23 protein-coding genes, 6 tRNA genes and 1 rRNA gene are annotated in these 24,806 nt (G+C 32.5%); 6 read left to right on the top strand and 24 right to left on the bottom strand.

Annotation, left to right across the window (positions count from 1 at the left end; all coding sequences use genetic code 11):
• Positions 1 to 14: 14 nt before the first annotated feature.
• Together ACYSNM_RS08825 and ACYSNM_RS08820 are read right to left on the bottom strand one after the other, a co-directional pair.
• On the bottom strand, positions 15 to 1,040 hold the full coding sequence (locus ACYSNM_RS08825; RefSeq protein WP_461756560.1) for an iron chelate uptake ABC transporter family permease subunit: 1,026 nt from the start codon (positions 1,038 to 1,040) through the stop codon (positions 15 to 17).
• Positions 1,033 to 2,190, bottom strand: coding sequence for an ABC transporter substrate-binding protein (locus ACYSNM_RS08820; RefSeq protein WP_461756559.1), 1,158 nt, complete (start codon positions 2,188 to 2,190; stop codon positions 1,033 to 1,035). Before ACYSNM_RS08820 ends, ACYSNM_RS08825 begins: the two co-directional genes overlap by 8 nt.
• A 276-nt stretch (positions 2,191 to 2,466) precedes the next feature.
• On the opposite strand from ACYSNM_RS08820, the gene ACYSNM_RS08815 reads away from it, so the two are divergent.
• A complete protein-coding gene (locus ACYSNM_RS08815) occupies positions 2,467 to 2,985 on the top strand; it encodes a DUF4252 domain-containing protein (protein WP_461756558.1) in 519 nt (172 codons plus the stop codon).
• A 670-nt stretch (positions 2,986 to 3,655) separates the two neighbouring features.
• Here ACYSNM_RS08815 and ACYSNM_RS08810 read toward each other — a convergent pair.
• Together ACYSNM_RS08810 and ACYSNM_RS08805 are read right to left on the bottom strand one after the other, a co-directional pair.
• The gene (locus ACYSNM_RS08810; protein ID WP_461756557.1) at positions 3,656 to 4,597 is read right to left on the bottom strand and encodes an arsenic resistance protein; all 942 of its coding nucleotides are present in this window, start codon (positions 4,595 to 4,597) and stop codon (positions 3,656 to 3,658) included.
• 213 nt (positions 4,598 to 4,810) lie between these two features.
• Positions 4,811 to 4,883, bottom strand: a tRNA-Lys gene (locus tag ACYSNM_RS08805).
• A gap of 594 nt (positions 4,884 to 5,477) precedes the next feature.
• Between ACYSNM_RS08805 and ACYSNM_RS08800 the strand changes: the two genes are divergently transcribed.
• A tRNA-Leu gene (locus tag ACYSNM_RS08800) sits at positions 5,478 to 5,559 on the top strand.
• Positions 5,560 to 5,790: 231 nt separating this feature from the next.
• Here ACYSNM_RS08800 and ACYSNM_RS08795 read toward each other — a convergent pair.
• From ACYSNM_RS08795 to ACYSNM_RS08775, 5 genes are all read right to left on the bottom strand, one after another.
• Positions 5,791 to 7,053 carry a hypothetical protein gene (locus tag ACYSNM_RS08795; protein WP_461756556.1) on the bottom strand — a complete coding sequence of 421 codons (1,263 nt, stop codon included), beginning with the start codon at positions 7,051 to 7,053 and terminating at the stop codon, positions 5,791 to 5,793.
• Positions 7,054 to 7,274: 221 nt separating this feature from the next.
• A tRNA-Lys gene (locus tag ACYSNM_RS08790) sits at positions 7,275 to 7,347 on the bottom strand.
• Between the two features lie 74 nt (positions 7,348 to 7,421).
• Positions 7,422 to 7,494, bottom strand: a tRNA-Lys gene (locus ACYSNM_RS08785).
• 74 nt (positions 7,495 to 7,568) lie between these two features.
• Positions 7,569 to 7,641 (bottom strand) — tRNA-Lys (locus tag ACYSNM_RS08780).
• A gap of 80 nt (positions 7,642 to 7,721) precedes the next feature.
• Positions 7,722 to 7,794, bottom strand: a tRNA-Lys gene (locus ACYSNM_RS08775).
• Positions 7,795 to 7,922: 128 nt separating this feature from the next.
• Between ACYSNM_RS08775 and ACYSNM_RS08770 the strand changes: the two genes are divergently transcribed.
• Positions 7,923 to 8,447: a shikimate kinase gene (locus ACYSNM_RS08770; protein WP_461756555.1), complete on the top strand. Its 525-nt coding sequence runs from the start codon at positions 7,923 to 7,925 to the stop codon at positions 8,445 to 8,447.
• Here ACYSNM_RS08770 and ACYSNM_RS08765 read toward each other — a convergent pair.
• From ACYSNM_RS08765 to ACYSNM_RS08755, 3 genes are read right to left on the bottom strand one after another with little or no spacing between them, the layout of a single operon-like run.
• On the bottom strand, positions 8,439 to 8,936 hold the full coding sequence (locus tag ACYSNM_RS08765; protein ID WP_461756554.1) for a phosphoribosyltransferase family protein: 498 nt from the start codon (positions 8,934 to 8,936) through the stop codon (positions 8,439 to 8,441). The two genes, ACYSNM_RS08770 and ACYSNM_RS08765, sit on opposite strands and share 9 nt — an antisense overlap.
• A gap of 1 nt (position 8,937) precedes the next feature.
• A complete protein-coding gene (locus ACYSNM_RS08760; RefSeq protein ID WP_461756553.1) occupies positions 8,938 to 9,531 on the bottom strand; it encodes a class I SAM-dependent methyltransferase in 594 nt (197 codons plus the stop codon).
• Positions 9,512 to 9,916, bottom strand: a complete 405-nt coding sequence (locus ACYSNM_RS08755) for an RNA-binding S4 domain-containing protein (protein WP_461756552.1) — start codon at positions 9,914 to 9,916, stop codon at positions 9,512 to 9,514. The genes ACYSNM_RS08760 and ACYSNM_RS08755 overlap by 20 nt, the downstream gene beginning before the upstream one ends.
• Before the next feature lie 79 nt (positions 9,917 to 9,995).
• Between ACYSNM_RS08755 and ACYSNM_RS08750 the strand changes: the two genes are divergently transcribed.
• Entirely contained in the window at positions 9,996 to 11,135 is a 1,140-nt protein-coding gene (locus ACYSNM_RS08750) for a hypothetical protein (protein ID WP_461756551.1), read from the top strand.
• A gap of 267 nt (positions 11,136 to 11,402) precedes the next feature.
• On the opposite strand, the gene ACYSNM_RS08745 is transcribed toward ACYSNM_RS08750, so the two are convergent.
• Together ACYSNM_RS08745 and ACYSNM_RS08740 are read right to left on the bottom strand one after the other, a co-directional pair.
• Complete coding sequence (locus tag ACYSNM_RS08745; RefSeq protein ID WP_461754967.1) at positions 11,403 to 12,356, bottom strand: transketolase family protein; 954 nt, start codon at positions 12,354 to 12,356, stop codon at positions 11,403 to 11,405.
• Positions 12,357 to 12,377: 21 nt separating this feature from the next.
• Positions 12,378 to 13,229 (bottom strand): transketolase, encoded by an 852-nt coding sequence (locus tag ACYSNM_RS08740; protein ID WP_461756550.1) that lies wholly within the window; start codon positions 13,227 to 13,229, stop codon positions 12,378 to 12,380.
• Positions 13,230 to 13,373: 144 nt separating this feature from the next.
• Here ACYSNM_RS08740 and ACYSNM_RS08735 point away from each other — a divergent pair, with 144 nt between their 5' ends.
• Positions 13,374 to 14,162, top strand: coding sequence for an ABC transporter ATP-binding protein (locus tag ACYSNM_RS08735; RefSeq protein ID WP_461756549.1), 789 nt, complete (start codon positions 13,374 to 13,376; stop codon positions 14,160 to 14,162).
• Here ACYSNM_RS08735 and ACYSNM_RS08730 read toward each other — a convergent pair.
• From ACYSNM_RS08730 to ACYSNM_RS08720, 3 genes are all read right to left on the bottom strand, one after another.
• The gene (locus tag ACYSNM_RS08730) at positions 14,152 to 15,150 is read right to left on the bottom strand and encodes a cation diffusion facilitator family transporter (RefSeq protein WP_461756548.1); all 999 of its coding nucleotides are present in this window, start codon (positions 15,148 to 15,150) and stop codon (positions 14,152 to 14,154) included. The genes ACYSNM_RS08735 and ACYSNM_RS08730 overlap by 11 nt on opposite strands.
• 8 nt (positions 15,151 to 15,158) lie before the next feature.
• Complete coding sequence (locus ACYSNM_RS08725; RefSeq protein ID WP_461756547.1) at positions 15,159 to 15,731, bottom strand: pseudouridine synthase; 573 nt, start codon at positions 15,729 to 15,731, stop codon at positions 15,159 to 15,161.
• 98 nt (positions 15,732 to 15,829) lie between these two features.
• On the bottom strand, positions 15,830 to 16,552 hold the full coding sequence (locus ACYSNM_RS08720) for an alpha/beta hydrolase family protein (protein WP_461756546.1): 723 nt from the start codon (positions 16,550 to 16,552) through the stop codon (positions 15,830 to 15,832).
• Between the two features lie 294 nt (positions 16,553 to 16,846).
• Between ACYSNM_RS08720 and pepT the strand changes: the two genes are divergently transcribed.
• Positions 16,847 to 18,097: a peptidase T gene (gene pepT / locus ACYSNM_RS08715; RefSeq protein WP_461756545.1), complete on the top strand. Its 1,251-nt coding sequence runs from the start codon at positions 16,847 to 16,849 to the stop codon at positions 18,095 to 18,097.
• Positions 18,098 to 18,158: 61 nt separating this feature from the next.
• On the opposite strand, the gene ACYSNM_RS08710 is transcribed toward pepT, so the two are convergent.
• From ACYSNM_RS08710 to rrf, 7 genes are all read right to left on the bottom strand, one after another.
• Entirely contained in the window at positions 18,159 to 19,250 is a 1,092-nt protein-coding gene (locus ACYSNM_RS08710; RefSeq protein WP_461755038.1) for a toxic anion resistance protein, read from the bottom strand.
• Positions 19,251 to 19,259: 9 nt separating this feature from the next.
• Positions 19,260 to 20,030, bottom strand: a complete 771-nt coding sequence (locus ACYSNM_RS08705; RefSeq protein ID WP_461756544.1) for a hypothetical protein — start codon at positions 20,028 to 20,030, stop codon at positions 19,260 to 19,262.
• Positions 20,030 to 20,821 carry a hypothetical protein gene (locus ACYSNM_RS08700; protein WP_461756543.1) on the bottom strand — a complete coding sequence of 264 codons (792 nt, stop codon included), beginning with the start codon at positions 20,819 to 20,821 and terminating at the stop codon, positions 20,030 to 20,032. Before ACYSNM_RS08700 ends, ACYSNM_RS08705 begins: the two co-directional genes overlap by 1 nt.
• 111 nt (positions 20,822 to 20,932) lie before the next feature.
• Positions 20,933 to 22,687, bottom strand: a complete 1,755-nt coding sequence (rpsA, locus tag ACYSNM_RS08695; RefSeq protein WP_461756542.1) for a 30S ribosomal protein S1 — start codon at positions 22,685 to 22,687, stop codon at positions 20,933 to 20,935.
• Between the two features lie 262 nt (positions 22,688 to 22,949).
• Positions 22,950 to 23,969: an EamA family transporter gene (locus ACYSNM_RS08690; protein WP_461756541.1), complete on the bottom strand. Its 1,020-nt coding sequence runs from the start codon at positions 23,967 to 23,969 to the stop codon at positions 22,950 to 22,952.
• A 28-nt stretch (positions 23,970 to 23,997) separates the two neighbouring features.
• Positions 23,998 to 24,471, bottom strand: a complete 474-nt coding sequence (locus ACYSNM_RS08685) for an Lrp/AsnC family transcriptional regulator (RefSeq protein WP_461755043.1) — start codon at positions 24,469 to 24,471, stop codon at positions 23,998 to 24,000.
• A gap of 213 nt (positions 24,472 to 24,684) precedes the next feature.
• Positions 24,685 to 24,794: ribosomal RNA gene (gene rrf, locus ACYSNM_RS08680) — 5S ribosomal RNA — on the bottom strand.
• Positions 24,795 to 24,806 lie beyond the last annotated feature (12 nt).

Here is a 24,806-nt window from a genome sequence, read left to right as displayed (position 1 = left end):
TTTAAACTACTTTATTAAAATCTTCTAGATGATTTACCTAATAAAAGCCAAACTACAATTGGAGCTCCAAATAAAGAAGTAATAGCATTTATAGGTAAAGAAAAACGATCGCTATTAATTTGAGTAAGGCTATCACAAATCAATAAGATAACAGGTCCTAACAAAAGACAAGATAATAGTAAAACCTTATGACTACTTGTCTTAAAAATTAATCTTCCCATATGAGGCACTGCTAATCCAATAAAGGCAATCGGTCCTACAAAAGCAGTAGATGCCCCAGCTAAAAGTGCAGTGATTATTATAATGCTATTTCTTAGTTTTTTAACGGGTATTCCCATGGAACTTGCATAATTATCGCCAAGTAAAATTGCATCTAAACTTCGAATAAGCCCAAAAGCACTAAAAAAGCCTATGCAAACAACAGCAAAAAAAATACCCAGCACACTATAGGATAGATTTCCTAAGCTTCCCATAGACCAAAAGCTAAAGCGCTTTAAATCCTCTGCATTACTGAAATAACTAAGTATGCTTATTATTGCATTTGTAAAGCTACCAAACATCAAACCTACAATTAAGATAGTAACAGTATTTTTTACTTTAGCACTCACCATTAGAACCAATAATAAAAGTAAAAAGCTTCCCAGTATACTTATAAAAGCTACCCCATAACTAGAGGTAAAAATTGCAAGTAAACCACTTGGCAAAAAGGATGCTCCTAAAAATAAAAAAGCTACTCCTAAGCTTGCTCCAGAACTTACCCCTAAGATATAGGGCTCTGCAACGGGATTGCGAAACAAAGTTTGCATTAAAAGTCCACTAATAGATAGAGCTACTCCAACTAGTATTGCTGCAAATGCCTTTGGTAAGCGGTAATTTAAAATAATATATTTCCAGGTAGACTTCACATCATGGTCTCCTACAAAAACTTGAAGAATACTTTTAAAGGGAATATTCACTCCACCAATAGAAATATTTACAATAAAGCATAGTATTAGCACTACAAATAAGGCCAATAATATGCTTGCGCTCTTTCTACTCATAAGGAAGCTGTTTATAAAAAATAGGAGTATAATCAGGGAACAACTCAGGATGGAAAATCGCAGCTAGATCTTTTAGAACTAAATCTGGACGAGCTGGTCCTAATTCATAAAAAACGGTTCCACCATTTTTACCTTTAGTTAAAGCAAAAGAATATACTTTTGCGTTTTTAAATGCTGCAAAATTAGCATAATGCCCATTTGCCTCTTGCATTTGCTTTAATGTCTCAAAAGCACCTGGATTAATCCAAAATTCAGCATCCTTACCTTTATCTAATACTGCTTCAAAGCCCAAAGCTAAACTACCACTACCTACAGAGTCTTTCCATAAATAATCTGCCTTAGCATCCTTAAAAAACTCAGCAGCCCAACTTTGCCCTTGTGGCAAATACCATACATCTTGATACATTGCGCCACTTAATACAGTTGGATAAGAAGATACCTCCTTTAAAGTGGATAACACCTCTTTGTAATCAGCTTCTATTTGATTAAATAATCTACTAGCCTTATCTTGTTGATCATATAAGGCACCAAATACTTTTATCCATTCTGCTTTACCTAAGGCTTGTTGTTCTACCCAATCCCCATTATATAATACAGGAATACCACTTTGCTTTATTGTTTGTAAAACTTTATTACCTGAGTCCATAGTAAAGGCTACTAAAACATCTGGGTTTAAATCTAAAACCAATTCTGTATTTAAACTTTCATTAGCCCCTAACTCCTTTATTTTATTGTTATCTATTAAGGTCCTGAAATTCTCAGAAGAGATATAATCTAATCCTGGAAATCCCACTAAAGAAGAACTTTGACCTAAAAGTTCAATACCTGGTAAATGAGTAGTCGAGGTAGCTACAATATTTTTAATAGGAATTTGAATACCTGTATATGACTTTAGTGAGTCTGGTATCTTGGTTATATCTTTATATAGAACATAGGTAAAATCTTGGTTCGCACCTTGCCATGGTTGAGATACATTTAAAATAGAAAACTCTGGATAATTACGCAATGAAAAGCCCTTAGCATAAAGTACTTGGTTTTCAAACTGTTCATGGCTATGGTTATCCTGTGTTGGCACAGTAATTTTCTTTTCACAAGAAACAAAAAATAACGCAAGAGCACTTACAACAAGCGTATAGTGTAAAAATTTCATAAGGTCGAATTAAATAAAAAACAAAAATAACCTTTATTTACAAATACTCCACTAAAATCCTTACTCCTTGGCTCTACCCTACCACTATGTTAATTAATAGCTTATCTAAAAAAAACTTATTACTTTTACTTTACTAAATAAGGTATTGTACCTTATTTAGTAGTATTAAATCATTATATAAATAATTCCTTGTGCAAGGTCAACTAGCATAAGTTAGATTCTAATTACATAAAGAAAAAACACAGGAAGCATTTTAAACCATTTATATAAATAAATATGAAGAAAATTATAACATATATAAATCTACTGGTTATTTTATTGTTTATCCAAGATAGTTGGGCTCAAGATAGTTTTACTAAATTCGATAATAGTAAGCAAGTCAATAGCTACCTGGTAAACAAAAAAATGTTAGATATGATGTCGAATGTTCAAATTGACCCTTCTAATACTAAAGAAAAGGCCTATTATGATGTTGTTAAAAACCTCAACAATCTAAGAGTATATTCCACCAAAGACAGTGTTGTAAAATCTCAAATGAAAGATGCTGTCAATCAATATGTTTCAAAACAAAATCTAAAACTACACAGCAGTAAAAAAAGTGAACAGGCAATCATCACGATTTACCTAAACCAAGATGGAAATGATAAACAATTTTCCGACTATCTATTATTTAGTGAGTCAACCTTGCCTAACAAAGAACATATTATTTTTGTTATACAAGGCAAATTAAACAATAGTGATATTTCTACCTTAATTCAAAAAATGGATTTACCGATCAAAGATTTAATTCTGTAATTATTACAATCTGATCTTCCTTTCGACTATCAATAATATCAGTCATTAAAATAATATACCTAAAAAAGGGTTAGTTGTAGCTTTTAACTTAGTAATAAACTCTTAAGGCCTTATTGGTAATAGTGAAGCTTGTCCTGGAGCGCAACATGTAAAACGGACTTAAAATAATAGTACAACCTTTAAGAATACTGCCAAAAACCAACTATGACTTTGTCTATTTCATTATGTTTATACAAATACAGAGCTCTATAACTAAATATAAAACTTCAGTTAGTTTGTCCGTATTTTAATCTTCACCGCTATTTACATGAAAAAATTGTATCGTAAGCCTTTGAAATAAAAATGGAAAAATATTATTATAAATTCTCAGGGTTTAAAAATATAGCATAGAACTTTTAGTCCTTTATTGGTTGGGGTCCTCTTACAAACAATAAGAAATATTCCCTCCAATTCTTCCAATAATTTAGCTTTTTGAATTTGGTTCAATCTTAGCAATTGTATTCATATTAATTTTGTTTATATAACTACTTCGAAATAGAGTAGTTGATTATTGTAAATGTGATTTTTCCAAACTTTAAAAAAACAATAATTCTTTACAAAGACATGCTTTAGTTTTGAAAAGGATACATTTAACAGAAGAGCTTACTTTTGAACCTTAACTAAATAGAATTTACTTTTTTGTTTTCAATAGAATTTGTGATGCTAAAATCAAAATCGGTAGTTCTATTAACGGCCCAATCACCAATGATAATGCTATCAATGGTTCTTCCGAAAAAGCAGAAACTGCAATAGCTAATGAAATTGGTGAGTTTCTTGCCATTGTAGTTAAGACAAGGCTTACTTTATCGGCATAATTGAATTTAAAAACTTGGCTGATTATTTGGCTTAAAATAAAAGTGACAGCAAAAAACAATAATACAGGAATAATTAATTTAAAGATTAATTCGGGATTATGTATTAGGTCTTTTCCCTCAGATGCAAACATTGCTACAATTGCCAAGGCTAAAAAAAGTACTTGTGACTTTTCAAAAAACTCAAGCAGACTTATATCCATTTTTCGGTTCTTCCCAACTACTTTTTTGGCAAAAAATGCCAAGAAGAAAGGAACAACTAGTACCAAGGCAATACTTTCTACCAAGGAAGTAAGTTCTACATTTCCTGACTTTCTAAAAAAAAGCATCAGATATATTGGCAATAAGATAACTTGCAAAATCAAGTTTACTGGTAATATTGAAGTTGATAACGATACATTCCCATTAGCAACTCTAGTAAATACCAAATACCAATCTGTACAGGGAGTAACCATAAGCATCACAAAACCTATCCATATTGGCAAATCGTTAATAAGAAAAAGATATCCTAGCAGATAGGCAAAAATTGGTGTCCAAACAAAATTGATAACAATACTTATCAGCGAAAATTTAAAGTTTAAAAACGAGCTTTTCAATTCACTGATATTGATAGTGAGAAACAATCCAAAAAGCATAACCATTAAAAGTGGTACAATAAGTTTTGCTGAATAATGAGCTATGAAAAAAACTTGTCCCAATAAAAGCCCAATAACCACGGCAACTAAAATTACTGCTGTTTGATATTTATTTATTTTATCCATTTTGTATTATGTCGATGTTTTTTTAAGTTTCTATTACTTCTTTGATTTCTTTACTTATAAAATACGATTATAGAATGCACAAGAAGCCGTTGGGAAATAGATTGAAAAATATGGATTTATACCTAATGAAAACTATTCATGATATTGTATTGTGGTATTACCCAATATAAAGAAATAAAAAAAGCTCCACATTAACTGTGAAGCTTTGCTTTGTGACCCGACTGGGGCTCGAACCCAGGACCCCAACATTAAAAGTGTTGTGCTCTACCAACTGAGCTATCGAGTCTTTACCAAAATTCCTTTCGGATTATTATAGTGCAAATTTATACTATTTGAACTGATATACAAACTAAATTAGGATTTAAATATAAAAAAAAGAAAAAACGCCCTATTTTCAAGTATAATGTTGTTTTTTTACAACGCACAAACACATAGTATATCAAAAAAAAAGTCTCGATATGTAAAAATCACCTATAATAATGACAATTATCATAATTTATATTAAAAATATTAGTTAATTTAGTAAGAGTTCATTTAAAAATTTATACTATGGCTCTTAACAACATTCCCTTATACAATTTTAGTAATGGCGCTTTAATGATTCTTATATTCGTAATCGTTTGTGTATTATTAGTGGTAGCACTTATCTTGTTTATATCTAGCGGTAAAACATCTGATAAACAAAATAATATATCTCATGATTCTTCCGATAAACAAATCGAAGAAAAAGAGAGCACCTAAAAAGTAGTATATATATAATTAGAAAAAAGAACACTATCCTGTTTATAAAAAATACCTTGCAGACTTGCATAGTAAATTTATTCTATTACTTTTGCCTTTGTATTAGTAAAACAATAATGTATTGGAAAGCTAACAACAAGGCTGCGTGGAGGAATTGGTAGACTCGCCATCTTGAGGGGGTGGTGTCGCAAGACGTGTCAGTTCGAATCTGATCGCAGTCACAGCCAATTGGATATTTATTCTAACGGATAATAATAAAAAAGAGTCTTCTATTTTTTTTAGAAGACTCTTTTTTGTTATGAAAAAAACTGTCCTTTCTTATATCTACAAGATAGTTTTATTTTAAATTATAACTACCCTAACTGGCAGAGTAAGGATGAACTTCAACATTATTTTTCATTAAAAAGAATCCCGGCAGAATTTGTTTTTAGTTAACATACCTTTATCCTGTTCTATTTTTTTAATGCCTTGGGCTGTATGACATGTATATTTATGTCACCACGATTTAACAATTGATAGTTTACCTGTGGACCTTGCAATAGAATATAAGGTGTGAACACCACATGACCTAAAGTCTTCCCTTTTATAGTTACATTATCCATAAAACCATCATCGTTCATCCATAGCTTTTCTTTGATTTTTATGGTATCCCTACCTACCAATAAGTCCGTATAAAGAATTCCGTCCCAATATTCCCATTTAGTACTTCTAGTATTCCCTCCTATGTTTGAGGTACCTCCAATACGCTTTTCTTTGTAATAATATTTGTACTGCACATTAGCAGATTCTATAGGTACCCATTCTAATTTCTCTCTAGAAAAAGTAGTGAATATATTGTTATTTGCATTACCACGACTTTGTAACCAACCATCTTGGGGATAAAAATCAAAATAGAAAGCTTTACACTGCCCTTGATCAATAAAAACAAGTATACTATACTTATTTCTACCTGTACCATAAACAGTGAAAAACAGATAGTTCTTAGCTATGTTGATATATTCTTTTTCTTGCTGCTCTAAAGTCATTTGCAAATTTTCATTGATCACAGAAATACCCCGTTTACTCGTGTCTCCATCTAAAGCCCATGTATGATAAGTCAAATCACCCAAGTTTATATGATAACCAACAAAAAAAGGATCTCTATCCCATCCCCCTTTACGGTTGCGCACATAGGATAAACTATCCGCTAAATTTCCATCCAAATCCAACTTAGCACAATAAACACTCCCCTGATAAATATCCGAATGAGAATTACCTTTCACCTTTTCAGTGATAACAATAAGTTCGTTTTTAGAGTTATACCAGGTCTTGATGGGCTCATCACTACTAAATTGCATAGTAAGGAGATAGTTGCCATTGCCTACAACTGGCTCTTGATTAATATCCTGATAGCTACTGTCATACTTGGGTACTTTAGATGAGTTAAGTAAATTCTTAAGATGGATATCTATCTGACCAAATCCTGATTTATATAAGAGCATAATAACTAGAAGACCTAAACATACATAAAACCAAGGTAATATCTCTGCTTTTTTAAAATACATAAATACATAGTAGAGTATTATCGATCCTATAAAAACCAAAGCAGGAACAAAAATATAATAAACTTCTATATCATAAACCGAAGGCCTTTTTAATATCCAAACTAATAACAAATATGCAATCGTTATGCAAAAGGCAATCCCTAAGGCTACTAAAAAACTGGTTTCTTCCATATAAAACAGTGGTATTTGCTAAAGATATAACAATATTTAAATACTCCATAAAGGGAAGGAATCATTTATTTACAATGTGTTCTACTGAAAAACAATGGATTAGATAGAGTATACTCTAATAGGAAGATAGATATTTCCAATGTCTTTATGAATTAGGACAACCATAAATTACAAGGCAAAAAAAAAGGACAAGTCTAAAATTATAGACTTGTCCTAAACTGTGACCCGACTGGGGCTCGAACCCAGGACCCCAACATTAAAAGTGTTGTGCTCTACCAACTGAGCTATCGAGTCTTTACAATTTTTTTAGAGTTTGTTTGTGCAAACTTATTCTTTAAAAGAACAACCTTTGTTTAAAAAGGATTTTGTGACCCGACTGGGGCTCGAACCCAGGACCCCAACATTAAAAGTGTTGTGCTCTACCAACTGAGCTATCGAGTCTTTACAATTTTTTTAGAGTTTGTTTGTGCAAACTTATTCTTTAAAAGAACAACCTTTGTTTAAAAAGGATTTTGTGACCCGACTGGGGCTCGAACCCAGGACCCCAACATTAAAAGTGTTGTGCTCTACCAACTGAGCTATCGAGTCTTTACAATTTTTTTAAAGTTTGTTTGTGCAAACTTATTCTTTTTAAAAAGAATAACCTTATATTTAAAAAAAGGATTTTGTGACCCGACTGGGGCTCGAACCCAGGACCCCAACATTAAAAGTGTTGTGCTCTACCAACTGAGCTATCGAGTCTTTATTTCAATTCCTAATTGCGGGTGCAAATATAGGACGTTTTTTTAGAAAACCACGACAAATTTGTTTTATTTTTGCAATAAATTTCAACACATAATCTAACTCACTATATAACAAGACATTATTTTATGAAAAAAATTATCCTACTTGGGTATATGGGCTCCGGTAAATCCACTATCGGGCAAAAACTAGCACAACAACTTCACTTGCCTTTTATCGATTTAGATCAACAAATTGAAAAACAGCTGGGAAAAAGCGTATCAGATATCTTTAAAGAACACGGTGAAATCTATTTTAGAAAGAAAGAACATGAAATACTTCATAGCTTACTAGAGCAAAAAACTCCTTTTGTATTAAGTCTAGGAGGCGGGACTCCATGTTATGCCAATAATCATTTAGCGCTTAAACTAGATCAAGTCACTTCTATTTATCTAAAAGGATCTATAGCAACTTTAGCATCTAGATTAGAAAAAGCAAAAGAGCATCGTCCACTTTTAAATCAAAAAATGGACGATACTCTTGAAACTTATATTGCTAAACACTTATTTGATAGAAGCTACTTCTACTATAAAGCAAAGCACGTTCTATCCATAGATGATAAATCAATCGACCAAGTAGTAGAACAAGCCGCAGAACTAGCCTTATTAACTTAAATAAGCATACTGCTGGTCATCTTCAAAGACAACTTGTATATGCTCAAATAAAGATGTAGATAAAGATATCCCTTTAAAGTCCGCTTTAACGGGATATTTTTTATGGTTTCTATCCACTAGTACAGCTGTCTTTAACTTTTTAATAGGCACATCTAAAAAGTGACGTACTCCATAAATTAATGTTGCCCCAGAATTTAAAACATCATCTACTAAAACAATTGCCTTATTCTGATAGTCTTTACTCTCTAACGAGGTTTCAATAGGACGGATAGGATTTTGTTTGTCAATCTTCACCTCACATAACTCTACTTTAATATCAGAGATCTGAATAAGTTGCTCAGCGATCTTACCCGCTAGAGTATATCCACTATTTGCAATACCTGCAATTACAATTTGCTGCTCATCTACAAAAGTCTCATATATTTGATAAGCAATTCTTTTGATTTTAAAATCAATTTGCTCTTTGGTTAAAATAATATTTTTCGTCATGTTATTTATTTTCTATAATAATGAATAATTCTCTATTAGCTCTAGGTGGAATGGAGTTATAAGCTCTTTCCATGGTTTTAATGTTCATTTTGGAATCAAACAAATCAAAATACTCTTGGTACCCTCCTCCAAAAGGTGGACTTTGCTGGTCAAACTCCGTATCAAAAAGTACTCCTACCAATTTTCCATTGTCTGTAAGTAATTCTTTCATCTTCTCTACATACTGGGTCCTTTGTTCCCTTGGAATAGCGCAAAAGAAAGTTTGCTCCAAAATTAAGTCATACTTTCCTATATGAGTAAAAAAATCTCCAATTACTACTTTGTCTATTGGAAAATCTTTATGTACTTCAAAGGTAGATTGTGCTGCAATACCGGTTAAATCTAATCCTTGAATATGGTTAAATCCACTTTTGTGTAAGTAGTGCAATTCATGTCCATGACCAACACCTGGAATCAGAATTTTAATATTTTTATCGGGCAATTGATCAATATACTCCTTGATTGGAGTAGTTATTTTTTGAGCGTTCCAAGGTGAATTATTTTGCTCATAGCGATTTTGCCAGTATAAAGTAGCATTATTGTTTGTCTTGCTCATCCTCTATTTCTGTTTCTTCATCGTAATTTAAAAAATCATTAATCTCTCTAAGATCCTTCTTAGTAGGTCTTCCTGTACCATTTGCTCGATAATGACTCTTAGCTAAATTTAGCATTTCAATGTGTTTGAATGCCTCCTCGGGAGTAGTATCTTTTCTATATACATCCACCAATTTAGCCCCTACTCTATTTTGTGGAACATCCAAGACAGTCAATTGATAAACAATTTGATCTTTACGTAAGGTAATTTTATCCGATGCATAAACTTCACGTGAAGCTTTAGCTTGCTGACCATTGACTGTTACATGCCCCTTCTTACAAGCTTCTGTAGCTATATTTCTGGTCTTATAATAACGAATACACCACAAGAATTTATCAATACGCATAATTTAATATTATTTTTTATAAACAAAGTACACAAAAATAAAGTAAAATTGTATCTTGCACTACTAAATTGAATCAAAAATGAATAGAATATTTGCAGCTTTAAGTCTAATCTGTACAACTTTACTGCTTACAAATTGCAAAAGCGATGACGGAGGATCTAAAGGAGAGGAAGTCATTATACGAGAACCTGAAGAAGTTTACAAAGAGAATAAGGCAAGTATTGCAGAGTATCTTGCAAACAACTATATGATCGAAAACAAGGACGGAACAATTTCTTTTGACAGTATTACAAGTCCTAATTATCGTCAACAACCAACCATTAAAAATGATCCTCGTTTAGATAGTGTTCAACTTACTAATGATAAGTACATTATTAAAACAGTTACTTCTCAAGTATTCAATCCAAATTATGGTATTTATGAGAATAAGGTAACTAGATTAGAGTACACTAAGAATAAAGACAAAACAAAATACATGGTGTATTTCCTTGTTTTAAATGAAGGAAAAGGAGTTCAACCACAACCAATTGATTCTGTTTATACAAGAAACAACGTATTCAATTTAAAAAATGAATCAGTAACTCAACCTCTAAGAGGAAGATTCACTTCTTTCCCTGAGACTATTGTTGAGTACCAAAGTGGGTTTTCTACTCCTCAATTAACTCCAGGAGAGAGACAATTATTACAATTTACTAAAACAGCTACAAACTTAGAAATTGGAAATGATGGTTTAACCTATGAAGAAGGTTCCGCTGGTAGAATTATTGCTTTTATTCCTTCGGGATTATACTTATTTAACCAAAGTAACAGTGCTAAGTTAAAAGGATATGAATCTGCTATTGTAGATATGACTGTAATAAATACTTTAGAAAGAGACCATGACTTAGATGGAATCCTTTCTAAATATGAAGTGGAACCAAGCAAAATTGGAACCAAACTTAGCATGGAGGACTATTTCTCTTATTCTACATCTGGTTATGAAGACACTCCAAACTTTCTAAACCTTGATGATGATGATGATGGAGTACCAACTAGAACAGAATTGATTTACTATGATGAATATGGATTATCTAAATACTATAAATACGATGATCCAAATCTAATATTATGTAGTGATAAACCTACTTATTTAGATAAAGAATGTAGACCATATATTAACGAAGAAGGACTATGGGTTTGGGAAAAATTAGATATGAAACCTAATAACCCAAGAAACTAATCCTCGTTTAAATAAAATAATAAGCCACTGATAGCCCGTTTGACTTATAGACTTTAAAAGCCCTAGAAAATTCTAGGGCTTTTTTATTTCTGGCCTTTACTGGCCTTATTTTTATGCTGTGTTATACGCCTTAACATTAGATATAACATTAATTATAAAACTGTATTTCCTTTAATAAAAGACAAAAAAAAGGTTCTAGATTATAAATCTAGAACCTTTTTTATATCCTTTATTTGTTACTACTACATAAAGAAGTAACGAAACTTATTATTTACGTGAAACAGCTTTTACTGCTTTAGAAACGATTGCTTCTGCATTTAAGCCATATTTATCCATTAATTGCTCTGGAGTACCTGATTCACCAAAAGTATCTTCTACAGCAACAAATTCTTGAGGTAGAGGGTTGTTTAAAGATAATACTCTAGCAACACTTTCTCCTAATCCTCCAAGGAAGTTATGCTCCTCAGCAGTTACGATACATCCTGTTTTAGCAACAGATTTTAAGATAGCTTCTTCATCTAAAGGTTTAATCGTATGTATATTGATTACTTCAGCTGAAATTCCTTTTTGTTCTAATTCTTGTGCTGCTTCTAATGCCTCCCAAACTAAATGTCCAGTTGCTACAATAGTTACATCTGTACCTTCTGATAATAATACCGCTTTTCCAATTTCGAATTTTTGATCCGCTGGTGTAAAGTTAGGAACTACTGGTCGACCAAAACGAAGGTAAACCGGTCCGTCAAATTCTGCAATTGCAAGAGTTGCCGCTTTGGTTTGGTTATAGTCACAAGTATTGATTACTGTCATTCCTGGTAACATTTTCATCAGTCCAATATCTTCAAGAATTTGGTGAGTTGCTCCATCCTCTCCTAAAGTAAGCCCAGCGTGAGATGCACAAATTTTTACGTTTTTCTCTGAATATGCTACAGATTGACGAATTTGATCATACACTCTACCAGTAGAGAAGTTAGCAAAAGTTCCAGTAAAAGGAATTTTACCACCAATAGTTAAACCAGCTGCAATTCCAATCATGTTTGCTTCAGCAATTCCTATTTGGAAAAAACGCTCTGGATTTTCTTTGATGAATTCATCCATTTTTAATGAACCAATTAAATCTGCGCATAAAGCAACAACATTTTCATTGGTACGTCCAAGCTCAGCTAAACCAGCTCCAAACCCTGAACGAGTATCTTTACTTCCTGTATTTGTATATTTTTTCATGTGTGATTCGATTATAAAGAATTAGTAGTCCCCGAAAGATGTTTCTGGGTTTTGATTTAAAGCTTCCTCCAATTGAGCATCATTAGGTGCTTTACCATGCCAAGCATGTGTACCCATCATGAAGTCAACTCCGTTACCCATTTCAGTATGCAATAACACACAAACTGGTTTTTGTTTTCCGGTAGCTTCTTTCGCTTGTTGATATCCTTTTAAAATTGAATCAATATCATTTCCTTTTTCAATATGGATTACATCCCATCCAAAGGCTTCAAATTTAGCTTGTAATGAACCTAAATCTAAAACTTTGTCCGTTGTTCCATCAATTTGTTTACCATTCAAGTCAACAGTAGCTATAAGATTATCTACTTTTTTAGCAGATGCATACATAATAGCTTCCCAGTTTTGTCCTTCTTGTAATTCTCCATCACCTAATAGAACATAAACTAAATGGTTATCTTTATTTAATTTCTTAGCTTGTGCAGCACCAAGAGCAACAGATAATCCTTGTCCTAATGAACCAGAAGCCATACGAATTCCTGGTAAGTTGTCATGCGTAGTAGGGTGTCCTTGTAAACGTGTATTAATTTTTCTAAAAGTAGCTAATTCACTTACAGGAAAGTATCCACTACGAGCCAAAACGCTATAGAATACAGGAGAAATATGACCATTAGATAAAAAGAAAATGTCTTCTTGATCACCATCCATGTTAAATTCTGGTTTTCTTTGCATTAAATTTTGGTATAATACAACTAAAAATTCCGCACATCCTAGTGATCCTCCAGGGTGCCCAGAGTTTACTGCATGAACCATTCTAAGAATATCCCTTCTTACTTGGGTTGTTAACTCAGTTAATTGTTGTGTGTTTGGTTTCATTATCTTTAATAATAAATTATTTACTGTACAAATATAGGGTTTATTTAGCTTAATAATAATGATTCAAATGCGAATAAATCCATAAATCCTTTTATTATTATATTTGCATTTAATATATTACCTCTCAAACTATATTTAAATTACATGGACCCTTTTTCACTTACTTGCCAAGATGTAGCAATCGGATATAAAAAAATAAAATCGGCAAACCCCAATCCTATTCAAGATAACATAAATATCTGTATTAAAAGTGGAGAGCTAACGAGTCTTTTAGGGGTTAATGGCAGTGGAAAATCTACTTTAATAAAAACCCTTACAGGTAGCCTTACTAAATTAAAAGGGAATATTCTTATTAATGGTATAGCAATTGAAAAATACGATCAAAAAGAAATTTCTAAACTCATTAGTATTGTATTAACCGAATCTATAGTTGGAGAGGATCTAAGTGTATACGAATTAGTAAAAATAGGAAGAACTCCTCATTTATCTTGGAAAACTACTTTACAGCCAATAGATAAACAATGTATTGACAGAGCCATTGAGCAGACACAAATTACTCATCTTGTAGATAAGAGTATTTACGCTTTGAGCGACGGTCAAATGCAAAGGGTTTTAATTGCAAGGGCACTAGCCCAAGACACCCCTATTATTATTCTAGATGAACCATCCAATCATTTAGACTTCCATCATAAAGTAGCTTTGTATAGTTTGTTACAAGACTTAGCCAAAAAACAAAATAAAGCAATTTTGTTCTCCTCTCATGACATGGAGTTGGCCCTACAATTTAGTGATAATGCCATTGTATTGAAAGAAAACTTCAATACACAAAATAGCATTTGCTCTTTAATAGAACAAAATGTATTTGACGACTTTTTTGATCACCCAGCCATAGCATTCGACAAAGAACACAAGCGCTTTTTAGTTAATCTTTAGTAGTTAATTGATGTCTTTTATTTAAAGATATATTCTCTACACTCCAGTTAACTTGTCTTTCAAAAGGAGCTCGTCTAACTGGACAATCTGTTTTACTACAAATCTCACAAGAAAAGCTTTTACAATCATCCATGTGTACAAATAGTTCTAAATCAGAACCAAATTGTTTTTCAATTGCACTCTCTAAAGCCTCTACTTCTTTATGTCCTTCTACGATATTGAAATACCATGGAACTGTCATATGACAATCAAAATGTAGGACGCTTCCATATTTTATGATTCTAAAATTATGAATATCAATCCAGTTCTGTTGTCTATTTTGCTGTAGAAAATCAACTACTTCTTGTAATAATGCCTCATCGGTTTCATCCATTATACCAGAAATTGCTTGTCGTATAATTTTATAACCAGTAACAGAGATAATCACAGAAAAAAGGCTGGCAACCACAGCGTCAATCCAGACTAAATTGGTGAAATAAATTAAGATTAAACCTATTACAATACCTATAGTTGAATAAGTATCAGATTGTAAGTGTTTCCCACTAGCAACAAGGGCTAAAGATTTATTCTTTTGTCCCTTTTTAATAGCATATCTTCCTAAAATATAATTAGCAACGGCACTAAATGCAATTAAAAAAATACCAAAATCCAATTTACCAAGTGGCTGTGGATCAAAGAAATTATATATTGCTTCACGCAAAATAATTAAACCTGCTACAATAATTAATACTCCTTCAATAGTAGCAGATATTAATTCTACTTTACCATGTCCATAAGGATGATTTCTATCTGCTGGCAATCCTGAAAGATATAAACTATATAACCCTATAAGACCGCTAACTACATTTACGATACTCTCCAAAGCATCGGTTAAAATAGCAACAGAGTTAGTTAAATACCAAGCTAAACCTTTTATTAACAATAAAACTACTCCTACAAGAGTTATCAGTTTTTGAAACTGATAATTTTCCCTAGCAACTGCTCTCATAAATTCTATTATAAAAATGTTTCTATTTCTTTAACTTGACCAACCTCTAAGTCTTCTATAGTTATATCCCCTATTCTCACTCTTAAGAGTCTTAAAGTAGGATAACCAACCTTAGCGGTCATTTTTCGTACTTGTCGAAATTTACCTTCCGTTAAGGTAATACTAATCCAACTAGTTGGTCCGTGTCTTGGATCCCTAATTCTACGACCTTCTTTTATCCAAGAGGGTAATTGCTCTATGTACTCTACTTCACACTCTTTGGTAAGGTAATGCTCTCCCTTAATACCAATTACTACTCCCTTTCGCAATTGCTCTAAAGCTTCCTTTGAAATAGTACCATCTAATTGTACATAGTATTGTTTTTCAACCGTTTTACTTCTTACTTGCTCACTAACTTGCCCGTCGGTAGTTAAGAATAATAATCCTTCTGAATTTTCATCTAATCGCCCTATAGCCATCGTACCTGCGGGAAAATCATATAACTCTCCCAATTTCTTTTTATTTCTCTTCTTCTCATAGATGAATTGACTTATATAGCCATGTGGCTTATATAGGATAAAGTGACGGTGCTTTGTATGCATAGTAAAGAAATTCTCGTATTTGAATATAACTTACAAAGGTACTTATAACACTTTAGAAACTCGAAAAATTAACCATTTTTAAAGTCCTTAGATATTTACTAATATAAATTATCGCAAAAGCTATTGACGTACTCAATATACCTTTGCCCATGATAATCTAGGGATAATGCTTGAAAACCTTGAAGGTGTCCTCCTTTAAATAAAACCACATTGCTCCTAGGATTTAAATATTTTGCTCGGTAACTATCCTGAGGCGGTGTTAATCCATCTTTATTACCTGTAAAATATAAAACTGGTAGGTTCAACCTAGAAAGAGCCTTATCATAATTCTGTGCACTTTCAGGCAAAGTGTATTGTTTTTCTAGATATTGATCAATTACTTTTACAACTTCAATAGGGCTAGCTACAAATCCTTCGGCTATCAAATAGTGATAGTTCTCTATATTGTAGGCCAATACTGCTGAAATGGTTCCCATGGACAAAGCCCACACCCCTACAGGTTGCTTAAAGCGTTCTTTTGCATATTGAATGACACTCACTAAATCAGTTGTAAACTCATCATAATATAATTGTTGGGCTTGCATTTCAAAATCGCTACTTTCCCCAAAGCCGCGATAGTCAAACATAACAACTGTATAACCTTTGTTTACCATCTCCAAAACTTGTCTTATCCAATAAGACATATTACCAGTATCTCCATAAGCTAAAACCAAAACTCTATTTTGATTAACTTTTTCATCTGGAAAGCAGATCCATGATTTGAGTACATAATTATCAGGTGTAGTAATCTCTACCGATTCTACTTGTATATTTGAATTCATTGGGTGATCTATATATTTACGATCCGGATCTACACCAAAGCAAATAAACGTATATAAAAAAAAGAAAAAAGTCAAAAGTATCCTCATGTCTCTCTATTTAAAAAACCTATTAGCATTTTAGACAAAGAGTTAAAGATAATTATTTTATAGACTTCCCCTTACTTTAAAAGTATAAAAAAAGATATAAAAACCAACAAAAGTACCCAGTGGAACACCTAAATAAGTTCTGGTGTTAATAATAGAAAATTAACACAATTAATTCCTATTTTTGTCTGATACAAAAACTATTATTTTATGCAACATATTATTGATCGTTTTATCAGTTATGTAACTGTAGATACGGAATCAGATCCAAATTCTTCCACTTGTCCTAGTACAGAAAAGCAATGGGACTTAGCTAATCAATTAGTAGAAGAACTAAAACAAATTGGCCTACAAGATGTAACCATTGACCAGAATGCGTATATAATGGCTACTCTACCAAGCAATGTAGATCATGAAGTTCCAACTATTGGTTTTGTCGCACACTTTGACACTTCGCCAGATTTCAGTGGAGCTAATGTTAAGCCACAAATTATAAAGAATTATGATGGTGGAGATATTGTTTTAAATAAAGAACAAAACATCATTCTTTCTCCTTCGTACTTTAAAGACCTTTTACAATACAAAGGACAAACTTTAATTACTACAGATGGTACTACTTTATTAGGAGCAGATGATAAAGCTGGAATTACTGAAATAGTAACTGCAATGGAATACCTTATTCAAAATCCACACATTAAACATGGAGAGATTAGAATAGGATTCACACCAGATGAAGAAATTGGAAGAGGAGCTCATAAATTTGATGTAGAGAAGTTTGGAGCAAAATGGGCTTACACAATGGATGGTAGCCAAATTGGTGAGTTAGAATATGAGAACTTCAATGCAGGATATGCCAAGATTACTTTTAATGGAAAAAGTGTACACCCTGGTTATGCAAAAGGAAAAATGATTAACTCCATTTTACTAGCTAATAAATTCATCAGCAAATTACCTAAAAAGGAAGTACCTGAAAAAACAACTGGATATGAAGGTTTCTTCCATGTGCATAATGTAAGTGGAAGTATAGAAGAATCTGTAGTTCAATTAATTATTAGAGACCACGATTTAAAACTATATAAAAAGAGAAAAAAATCTATTGAAAAATTAGTGAAAAAATTCAATAAGAAATACGCTCAAAAATTTTCAGGCCCTATTGTATCTCTAGAAATGGGAGACCAATATTTCAATATGCGCCAAAAAGTAGAACCAGTTAAATTTATTGTAGATATAGCCGAAGAAGCTATGAAGCAATTAGATATCAAACCACTAATTAAAGCAATTAGAGGTGGAACAGATGGTTCTCAGTTATCTTACATGGGCTTACCATGTCCTAATATTTTCGCTGGTGGACATAACTTCCATGGAAAGTATGAATATGTACCTGTAGAGAGTATGATTAAAGCAACCCAAGTGATTGTGAAGATTGCAGAATTAACTGCTCAAAGAAAAGACTTTAAATAGGTTTATTACCACTATAAAAAAATACCCCAAAAAGTTTAGAATTACTTTTTGGGGTGTTTTTTTATGCATTAATTTGTTTTGCATTGGCTAATAAGTGCTTTTTCAAATCTTGTTCAGCATCTTTTAGTTCAATTTCAACCGCATGTCTTTTTTCTTTACCTTCTTGTTGAATTTTCACTATCTCTTCAATAGTAGAAATAATATCGGTATTTACTTTTCTAATAGTTTCAATATCTACAATTCCACGCTCTGTCTCCTTGGCAATTTGAATAGTAGAATTCTTTAAAATCTCACTGTTCTTAGAAAGCAATTGATTGGTAGCATCATTAACTGCTTGCTGAGCTCCAAGAGCCTGAGATGATCTAGCAAGCCCTAAAGTAAGGACCATTTGATTCTTCCAAAGTGGCAAGGTATTAACAATACTACTTTGCAATTTCTCCATCAGCATTAAGCTATTGTTTTGCACCATTCTAATTTGAGGAGAAGACTGTAAAATAACCATTCTGGTTAATTTCAAATCATGTACTTTTCTCTCAAAACGAACTACTTTTTGTTCGAAATCTTTATACTCTTGGATTTTGGATTGATCATTAGAATGCTCCACTTCTTTAAACATTGCAGGAAGAGTAACTTCTCTTAGTTCTTTTAGCTTTTGATCACCAGCTTCTATATACAAAGACAATTCTTTGAAATAGTTTTTATTTTCTTCAAAAAGCTTATCAAACATAGCCACATCTTTCATCATTAATTTATAATGACGCTCAAGTTGTAACTCCACTGCATTGATGTTGTCCTCTACTTTAGAGTACTGGGTTTGCAACCTAGATATTTTCTTCTTTAAAGTATCAAAAAATGGAAATAAACTCTTTTTGTTTGCAATGGATTCAAATGACTTTACGTCTTCCTTTAAGCCCATTAGAACATCGGTAGTTTCTCCCAAATCTTTAGTTTGAACGTGTTTTAAGATTTCTGAAGCAAAAGCACTAGCCTTTACCTGACTAGCTGCTCCGAATTGAATCACTTGAGCAGTATCATCAAGATTAATACTATTTTTATACGATTCAATTTGTTGTAATTCACTAGTTGTAAAATCCACCTGAATTTGAGGTTCCAACACTTGCTGATCTTGAGTAATTTGAATGTCTTTTTCCATAACGTACTGCTATAATATTCCTTTATTTTTTAAATCTTGTAAATAAATCTGGGCATCTACTTCAATGTCCATATTTCGGAAGTTTCTTTGATTACTCAATTCCTCCTTGAAAGCTATAACGGCAAGAGCCAAAGTTTCTTTTAGCTTACTTTCAGCTTGTGCAATGATTTCATTGTTAATCTTGGAGCGCTCCACTTGGCTATATTGCTCTAAAATATTCTCAATCGAATAAGCATGCCTTTCTATAAATAAGTCACTTATGTGTTTATTATTATTGGTAATTTCCTTAGTCAAGGCAATCATGTCGGAAATATTCCCTTGCACTTGTTTGTTTTCAATGATTTGCTGCCAGTTCTGTAAACTGTCTACAAACGAAGATACGGACAAAACTTTAGAAATTTGGTTTCGTCTCATAAAATCCACATAATCATAAGATTGAGACCACTGTAATCTAATTATACTCTTTAAATCTACTCTTTGAAGAAAACTCTGTAAATACATGCTAATAACAACAGGTCCAGTTAAAAGTACACCAATCCACAAAACAATACTTACCACATCGAACATACTACTCAAGCCTTGAAAAAAAACTTTAACTGCTAAAAGGGATACTATAACTAAGTAAAGTAAACTACTAGGTAGTAAAGTCTTAATTTTAGCCTTAAAGCCCATATATAGCATAGCGATGAAAGGAATTCCGATTGGAAAGACCACTGCCAAAATACATAACCAACTTTGCTGTAACTCCCATTTGGTAGTTCTTTTTGTAAACCATCCCATTATAATAATCCTTTTGCTTTTAATAACGATATATAAACCTCTGACTCTGCATCCACTTGTAATACCTCTCTTTGAATCATACTAGACAATTCATTCTCAAAGGCACTTTTAGCTTTACTAATTACTATTTCTAACTTCTCACTTAACTCTAAATTATCCAAATTTTTCAAATAGCTCTGTTCTAATTCTACATACTGCTGTAGGATATTTAAAATAGCAGAATTATGTCTGGCGAAAAATAGTTCTGACTCCCTAGAGTCTTCCTGTAATATTAAAGAAGCGAGTCTTTGAAGTTCACTAATATCTTGCTTAATACTTTGTTTGTTTATCTGAGCTTTATAGATTTCTAATGCTTCGTTGAATAAAGCCTTTGAAGATTTCAACTCCTTTGTTGGATGAACTTGCTCATAAGTTACTTCATAGCTATAAGAGTGATTCTTTTGTAGATTCATATACTTCTTTAAATCTAAACGCTGAAGATACTCCCCTAAATGTAAAGAGATAAATAAAGTATAAACATAAAAACTCACTATACTAAATAGAATAACATAGGAAGCTTCCTGGTTAGCCAAAAGAATAAAAAGTGCTACAAATAAAAATAAAAAATAAAATAAAGCTATATATAAAGACTGTTTTGTCCAACGGGTCATATGAACAATAGAACCAAAAATATGAATTGCTAAAGGGGTTAATACACCTAAAGATAATATACTTGTTACCCCTACTACACCAAGAAGAACTAAGGCATTTTTTATCTCCCATCCTTTAGACTCATGCGTAAACCATCCCATATAAAATCACTATAAATTACGTCCTAAAGATATTGAAAAAACTGGCAAGTAGGTATAAAAAAAAAGCCCTGATTTACATCAGGGCTTTAATATATTCAAAATAGATAAAGATTATTTACCTTTTTCCATTCTTTCTTTTAATTCTGCAAGAGCGTCGATATCTCCTAAAGTCGTTTTCTCAGCAGCGTTAGAGCTAGCTTCTTGAGTTTTAACGATTTTTTCTTCTTCCTCACGGAAAATAGCAGTGTGAGATGCAACTACTCTTTTGAATTCTTTGTTGAATTCAATGATTTTGAAATCAGCTGATTCGCCTTTTTTCAATTTCTTACCATCTTCTTTCTCTAAGTGACGAGTTGGAATAAACGCAATTACGTCATCTTCGAATAATACAGTAGCTCCTTTGTCAACTAATTCAGAGATTTCTCCAGCGTGAACAGTTCCAACAGCGTAAGCATCTTCGTATTTATCCCAAGGATTAGCAGTAGTTTGTTTGTGTCCTAAAGATAATTTACGACCTTCTACGTCTAATTCTAATACAACAACATCTAATTTGTCTCCTACGTTTACAAACTCAGATGGGTGTTTGATTTTCTTAGTCCAAGATAAGTCAGAGATGTAAATTAATCCATCAATTCCTTCTTCTAATTCTACGAAAACACCAAAGTTTGTAAAGTTACGAACGATACCAACATGTTTAGATCCTACAGGATATTTAGATGTGATGTCAGTCCAAGGGTCTTGAGATAATTGTTTGATACCTAAAGACATTTTTCTTTCTTCTCTATCAAGAGTTAAGATAACTGCCTCTACTTCATCCCCTACTTTCACGAAATCTTGAGCTGATCTTAAGTGAGTAGACCAAGACATTTCAGAAACGTGGATTAAACCTTCAACTCCTTCAGCAACTTCGATAAATGCACCGTAGTCAGCTAAAACAACTACTTTACCTTTAACTTTATCACCTACATTTAAGTTTCCGTCTAAAGCATCCCATGGGTGAGCGTAAAGTTGTTTTAAACCTAATTGAATTCTTGTTTTCTCATCATCAAAGTCTAAGATTACAACGTTCAATTTTTGATCTAATTCTAATACCTCACTTGGGTGATTAATTCTTGACCAAGATAAGTCAGTGATATGGATTAATCCGTCAACTCCACCTAAGTCAATGAACACACCGTAAGAAGTAATGTTTTTAACAACACCTTCTAACACTTGTCCTTTTTGTAATTGACCGATGATTTCTTTTTTCTGGATTTCAATATCTGCTTCAATAAGAGCTTTATGAGAAACTACAACGTTTTTGAATTCGTGGTTAATTTTAACTACTTTGAATTCCATTGTTTTGTTCACATACTGATCGTAATCACGGATAGGTTTAACGTCAATTTGAGATCCTGGTAAGAATGCTTCGATTCCGAATACGTCAACGATCATTCCACCTTTAGTTCTACATTTAACGAAACCATTAACGATTTCACCAGTTTCATGAGCAGCAATAACTCTATCCCAAGCTTTGATTGTACGAGCTTTTCTGTGAGATAAAACTAATTGTCCATATTTATCTTCTCTTACGTCGATTAATACTTCAACTTTATCACCAACTTGTAAGTTTGGATTGTAACGGAATTCGTTTAATGAAATAACACCTTCAGACTTAGCATTGATATCAACAATTGCATCTCTGTCAGTAATTCTTACAACAACTCCTTCTACAACTTCTTCGTCATCTGTAGAGATAAATGTTTTTTCTACTAAGTTTTCAAACTCTTTTAATTGTACATCATCTACTGCATCGATACCATTTTCATAGTTATCCCAGTCAAAAGCGTTTAAGAACTCTTCTTGTGTTTTAATATTTTCAGACATAGCTGATAAAAATTTGTATTCTGTTATAAGTATAAGTCCCTAATATTCAATTATAAAGTAACAGAAGGATTTTACGTAAAATAAAATATACTCTTAGGGGACGGACTTGATCTAAAAGTTTGGCAAAATTACAACTATTTTCCAAACATACAATACATTTATTTCACTTTTTTTTACTTAACTCTTTATCTACAAAATTGTTACAAAAAAGAAACCCCCAGCCTAAGCTGAGGGAAGTAATAATAATATTTAAAAAGAAAATTTAATTCGATGCATGCAAAACTCTAGACAATCTCTTTCTAGCTTTGCGCTTTAAGAAAGTGCGCCTAAACCATTTGCTCTGGCTATATAGGTTCCAATTCATCATAGCAACACTTAGTAACACTATAAATAAACCACCAATTTGTAAACTTGTAATTATATCGTCAGTAAAAAAGTAACTCAGCGCTACTGCTACAACTGGATTAACATAAGCATAAGTACTCACTTCTGTAATTGGACGATTCTGAATTAACCATATATAAGAACCAAAGGCTAATATAGATCCAAATGTAATTAAATACCCAAGAGAAAACCAACCATCTATACTAACAGTACTTGGAGTAAAATCACTCATCTCTCCATTTACACTAGCTACAAAGGTAAATAAAACTCCAGCTGTAAGCATTTGCCAAGCTGTCTTTACCATTACGTGTAAGTCTTGTCCTTGCCTTGCATTATCATTCTTTGAATACTTAGAATATAAAGACCCAGCCGTCCAAGCAATAGAGCCTAAAATCAATAGGACCATACAAAAGATATTCAACCATTTTTGATCTTGATCTTCAGCAATAGTAATTTGCTCTATAAATAACATAATAACCCCAACAAACCCTAATAATAAACCTATTACAATTGGGCGACTACCAAAGTTATTTCTCCATTGAGGTTTATCTAAGATAATAAACCATAAAGCAGCAGCAGCAGCCATAATAGCAGCAATCCCACTAGATACATATTGTTCGGCCCATATTAATGCTCCCATGTCTAAGAACAATAGTAAAAAACCTGTAATACAAGCTTGCATTACCACGCGTTTATTAAAAAGCTTAAACCCTTTTAACTTACAAAATAAAAATAAAAGACTACTAGCCGCAGCGAAACGCAACGACCCCAAGACAAAAGGCGTAAAGTCACTTAGTGCTTTATGTATAAAAAAGAAAGTTGACCCCCATACAAAGTATACTACCATGTAGGCAAATAAAACAGTACTATTATTGGTCTTATTAGCGATAGTTTTCATAAAATAGTTATTGTAAAATAAAAACGATTTAAAATTTATTCGTTGGTATAATAAGCTTATTGTCCTCTTTAACTGTTTGTAGTACAATAATAGTACGTGTAGAAATAATCCCTTGTATCTTAGATAATGAGTTTCTCATTAAATATACTAAAGCTAAAGAATCACTTGTACGCACCTTTATCATATATCCATCATCTCCCGCAATATCATGCACTTCTAATACCTCTGGAATTTGAGCAAGCAATTTACCCGTTTCCTCATCACCAATAATCTCATCTACTTTTATAAATATAAAAGACAGCATTTTTTGATCAATTGCTTTAGGATTAATCTTAGCATTATATTCTAGAATAATTTCCTTTTGCTCTAACTTCTTTACTCGTTCTAATACAGCCGAAGGGGCCATACCAACTTCACGAGCTAACTCTGAGTTATTTATTTTGGCATTATCCTGCATCATGCGAAGGATCTTCAAGTCGATTTCATCTAAATTATATTCCATACCTTAATTTCAGAGTGCAAAGGTAATGAAAAAGAATATAATTCGGAAATATAATACTAAAAAAGAATTATATACATTTTACACTACAAAAAACAAAATACACATCGTTTCTAAAGCTAGTAATAGAGCTATTTTTACAATACTATGGAGTAGGTTTACTTGAGTTTACTCCAAAAAAAAATCCCCAACATAAACATGTTGAGGATTTTAAAAGAAGGGCGGTGTCATACTCTCCCACTGGTTAGCAGTACCATCTGCGCAAGCGGGCTTAACTTCTCTGTTCGAAATGGGAAGAGGTGAGCCCCGCTGCAATAACCACCCTAAATCGGTTGTCA

It is taken from the genome of Myroides sp. LJL116 (genome assembly GCF_054871685.1).
Note: the sequence above shows the minus strand (reverse complement) of the source record. Positions and strands in the feature narration are given on the sequence as shown.

Coding starts and splice junctions, on each gene's coding strand:
- ACYSNM_RS08750 (WP_461756551.1), top strand. CDS start 9,996: ATGAATAGAATATTTGCAGCTTTAAGTCTAATCTGTACAACTTTACTG.
- ACYSNM_RS08765 (WP_461756554.1), bottom strand. CDS start 8,936: ATGACGAAAAATATTATTTTAACCAAAGAGCAAATTGATTTTAAAATC.
- pepT (WP_461756545.1), top strand. CDS start 16,847: ATGCAACATATTATTGATCGTTTTATCAGTTATGTAACTGTAGATACG.
- ACYSNM_RS08730 (WP_461756548.1), bottom strand. CDS start 15,150: ATGAGAGCAGTTGCTAGGGAAAATTATCAGTTTCAAAAACTGATAACT.
- ACYSNM_RS08685 (WP_461755043.1), bottom strand. CDS start 24,471: ATGGAATATAATTTAGATGAAATCGACTTGAAGATCCTTCGCATGATG.
- ACYSNM_RS08700 (WP_461756543.1), bottom strand. CDS start 20,821: ATGGGATGGTTTACGCATGAGTCTAAAGGATGGGAGATAAAAAATGCC.
- ACYSNM_RS08820 (WP_461756559.1), bottom strand. CDS start 2,190: ATGAAATTTTTACACTATACGCTTGTTGTAAGTGCTCTTGCGTTATTT.
- ACYSNM_RS08755 (WP_461756552.1), bottom strand. CDS start 9,916: ATGCGTATTGATAAATTCTTGTGGTGTATTCGTTATTATAAGACCAGA.
- ACYSNM_RS08795 (WP_461756556.1), bottom strand. CDS start 7,053: ATGGAAGAAACCAGTTTTTTAGTAGCCTTAGGGATTGCCTTTTGCATA.
- ACYSNM_RS08770 (WP_461756555.1), top strand. CDS start 7,923: ATGAAAAAAATTATCCTACTTGGGTATATGGGCTCCGGTAAATCCACT.
- ACYSNM_RS08690 (WP_461756541.1), bottom strand. CDS start 23,969: ATGAAAACTATCGCTAATAAGACCAATAATAGTACTGTTTTATTTGCC.
- ACYSNM_RS08740 (WP_461756550.1), bottom strand. CDS start 13,229: ATGAAACCAAACACACAACAATTAACTGAGTTAACAACCCAAGTAAGA.
- ACYSNM_RS08815 (WP_461756558.1), top strand. CDS start 2,467: ATGAAGAAAATTATAACATATATAAATCTACTGGTTATTTTATTGTTT.
- ACYSNM_RS08825 (WP_461756560.1), bottom strand. CDS start 1,040: ATGAGTAGAAAGAGCGCAAGCATATTATTGGCCTTATTTGTAGTGCTA.
- ACYSNM_RS08710 (WP_461755038.1), bottom strand. CDS start 19,250: ATGGAAAAAGACATTCAAATTACTCAAGATCAGCAAGTGTTGGAACCT.
- ACYSNM_RS08720 (WP_461756546.1), bottom strand. CDS start 16,552: ATGAATTCAAATATACAAGTAGAATCGGTAGAGATTACTACACCTGAT.
- ACYSNM_RS08745 (WP_461754967.1), bottom strand. CDS start 12,356: ATGAAAAAATATACAAATACAGGAAGTAAAGATACTCGTTCAGGGTTT.
- ACYSNM_RS08725 (WP_461756547.1), bottom strand. CDS start 15,731: ATGCATACAAAGCACCGTCACTTTATCCTATATAAGCCACATGGCTAT.
- ACYSNM_RS08810 (WP_461756557.1), bottom strand. CDS start 4,597: ATGGATAAAATAAATAAATATCAAACAGCAGTAATTTTAGTTGCCGTG.
- ACYSNM_RS08735 (WP_461756549.1), top strand. CDS start 13,374: ATGGACCCTTTTTCACTTACTTGCCAAGATGTAGCAATCGGATATAAA.
- rpsA (WP_461756542.1), bottom strand. CDS start 22,687: ATGTCTGAAAATATTAAAACACAAGAAGAGTTCTTAAACGCTTTTGAC.
- ACYSNM_RS08760 (WP_461756553.1), bottom strand. CDS start 9,531: ATGAGCAAGACAAACAATAATGCTACTTTATACTGGCAAAATCGCTAT.
- ACYSNM_RS08705 (WP_461756544.1), bottom strand. CDS start 20,030: ATGGGATGGTTTACAAAAAGAACTACCAAATGGGAGTTACAGCAAAGT.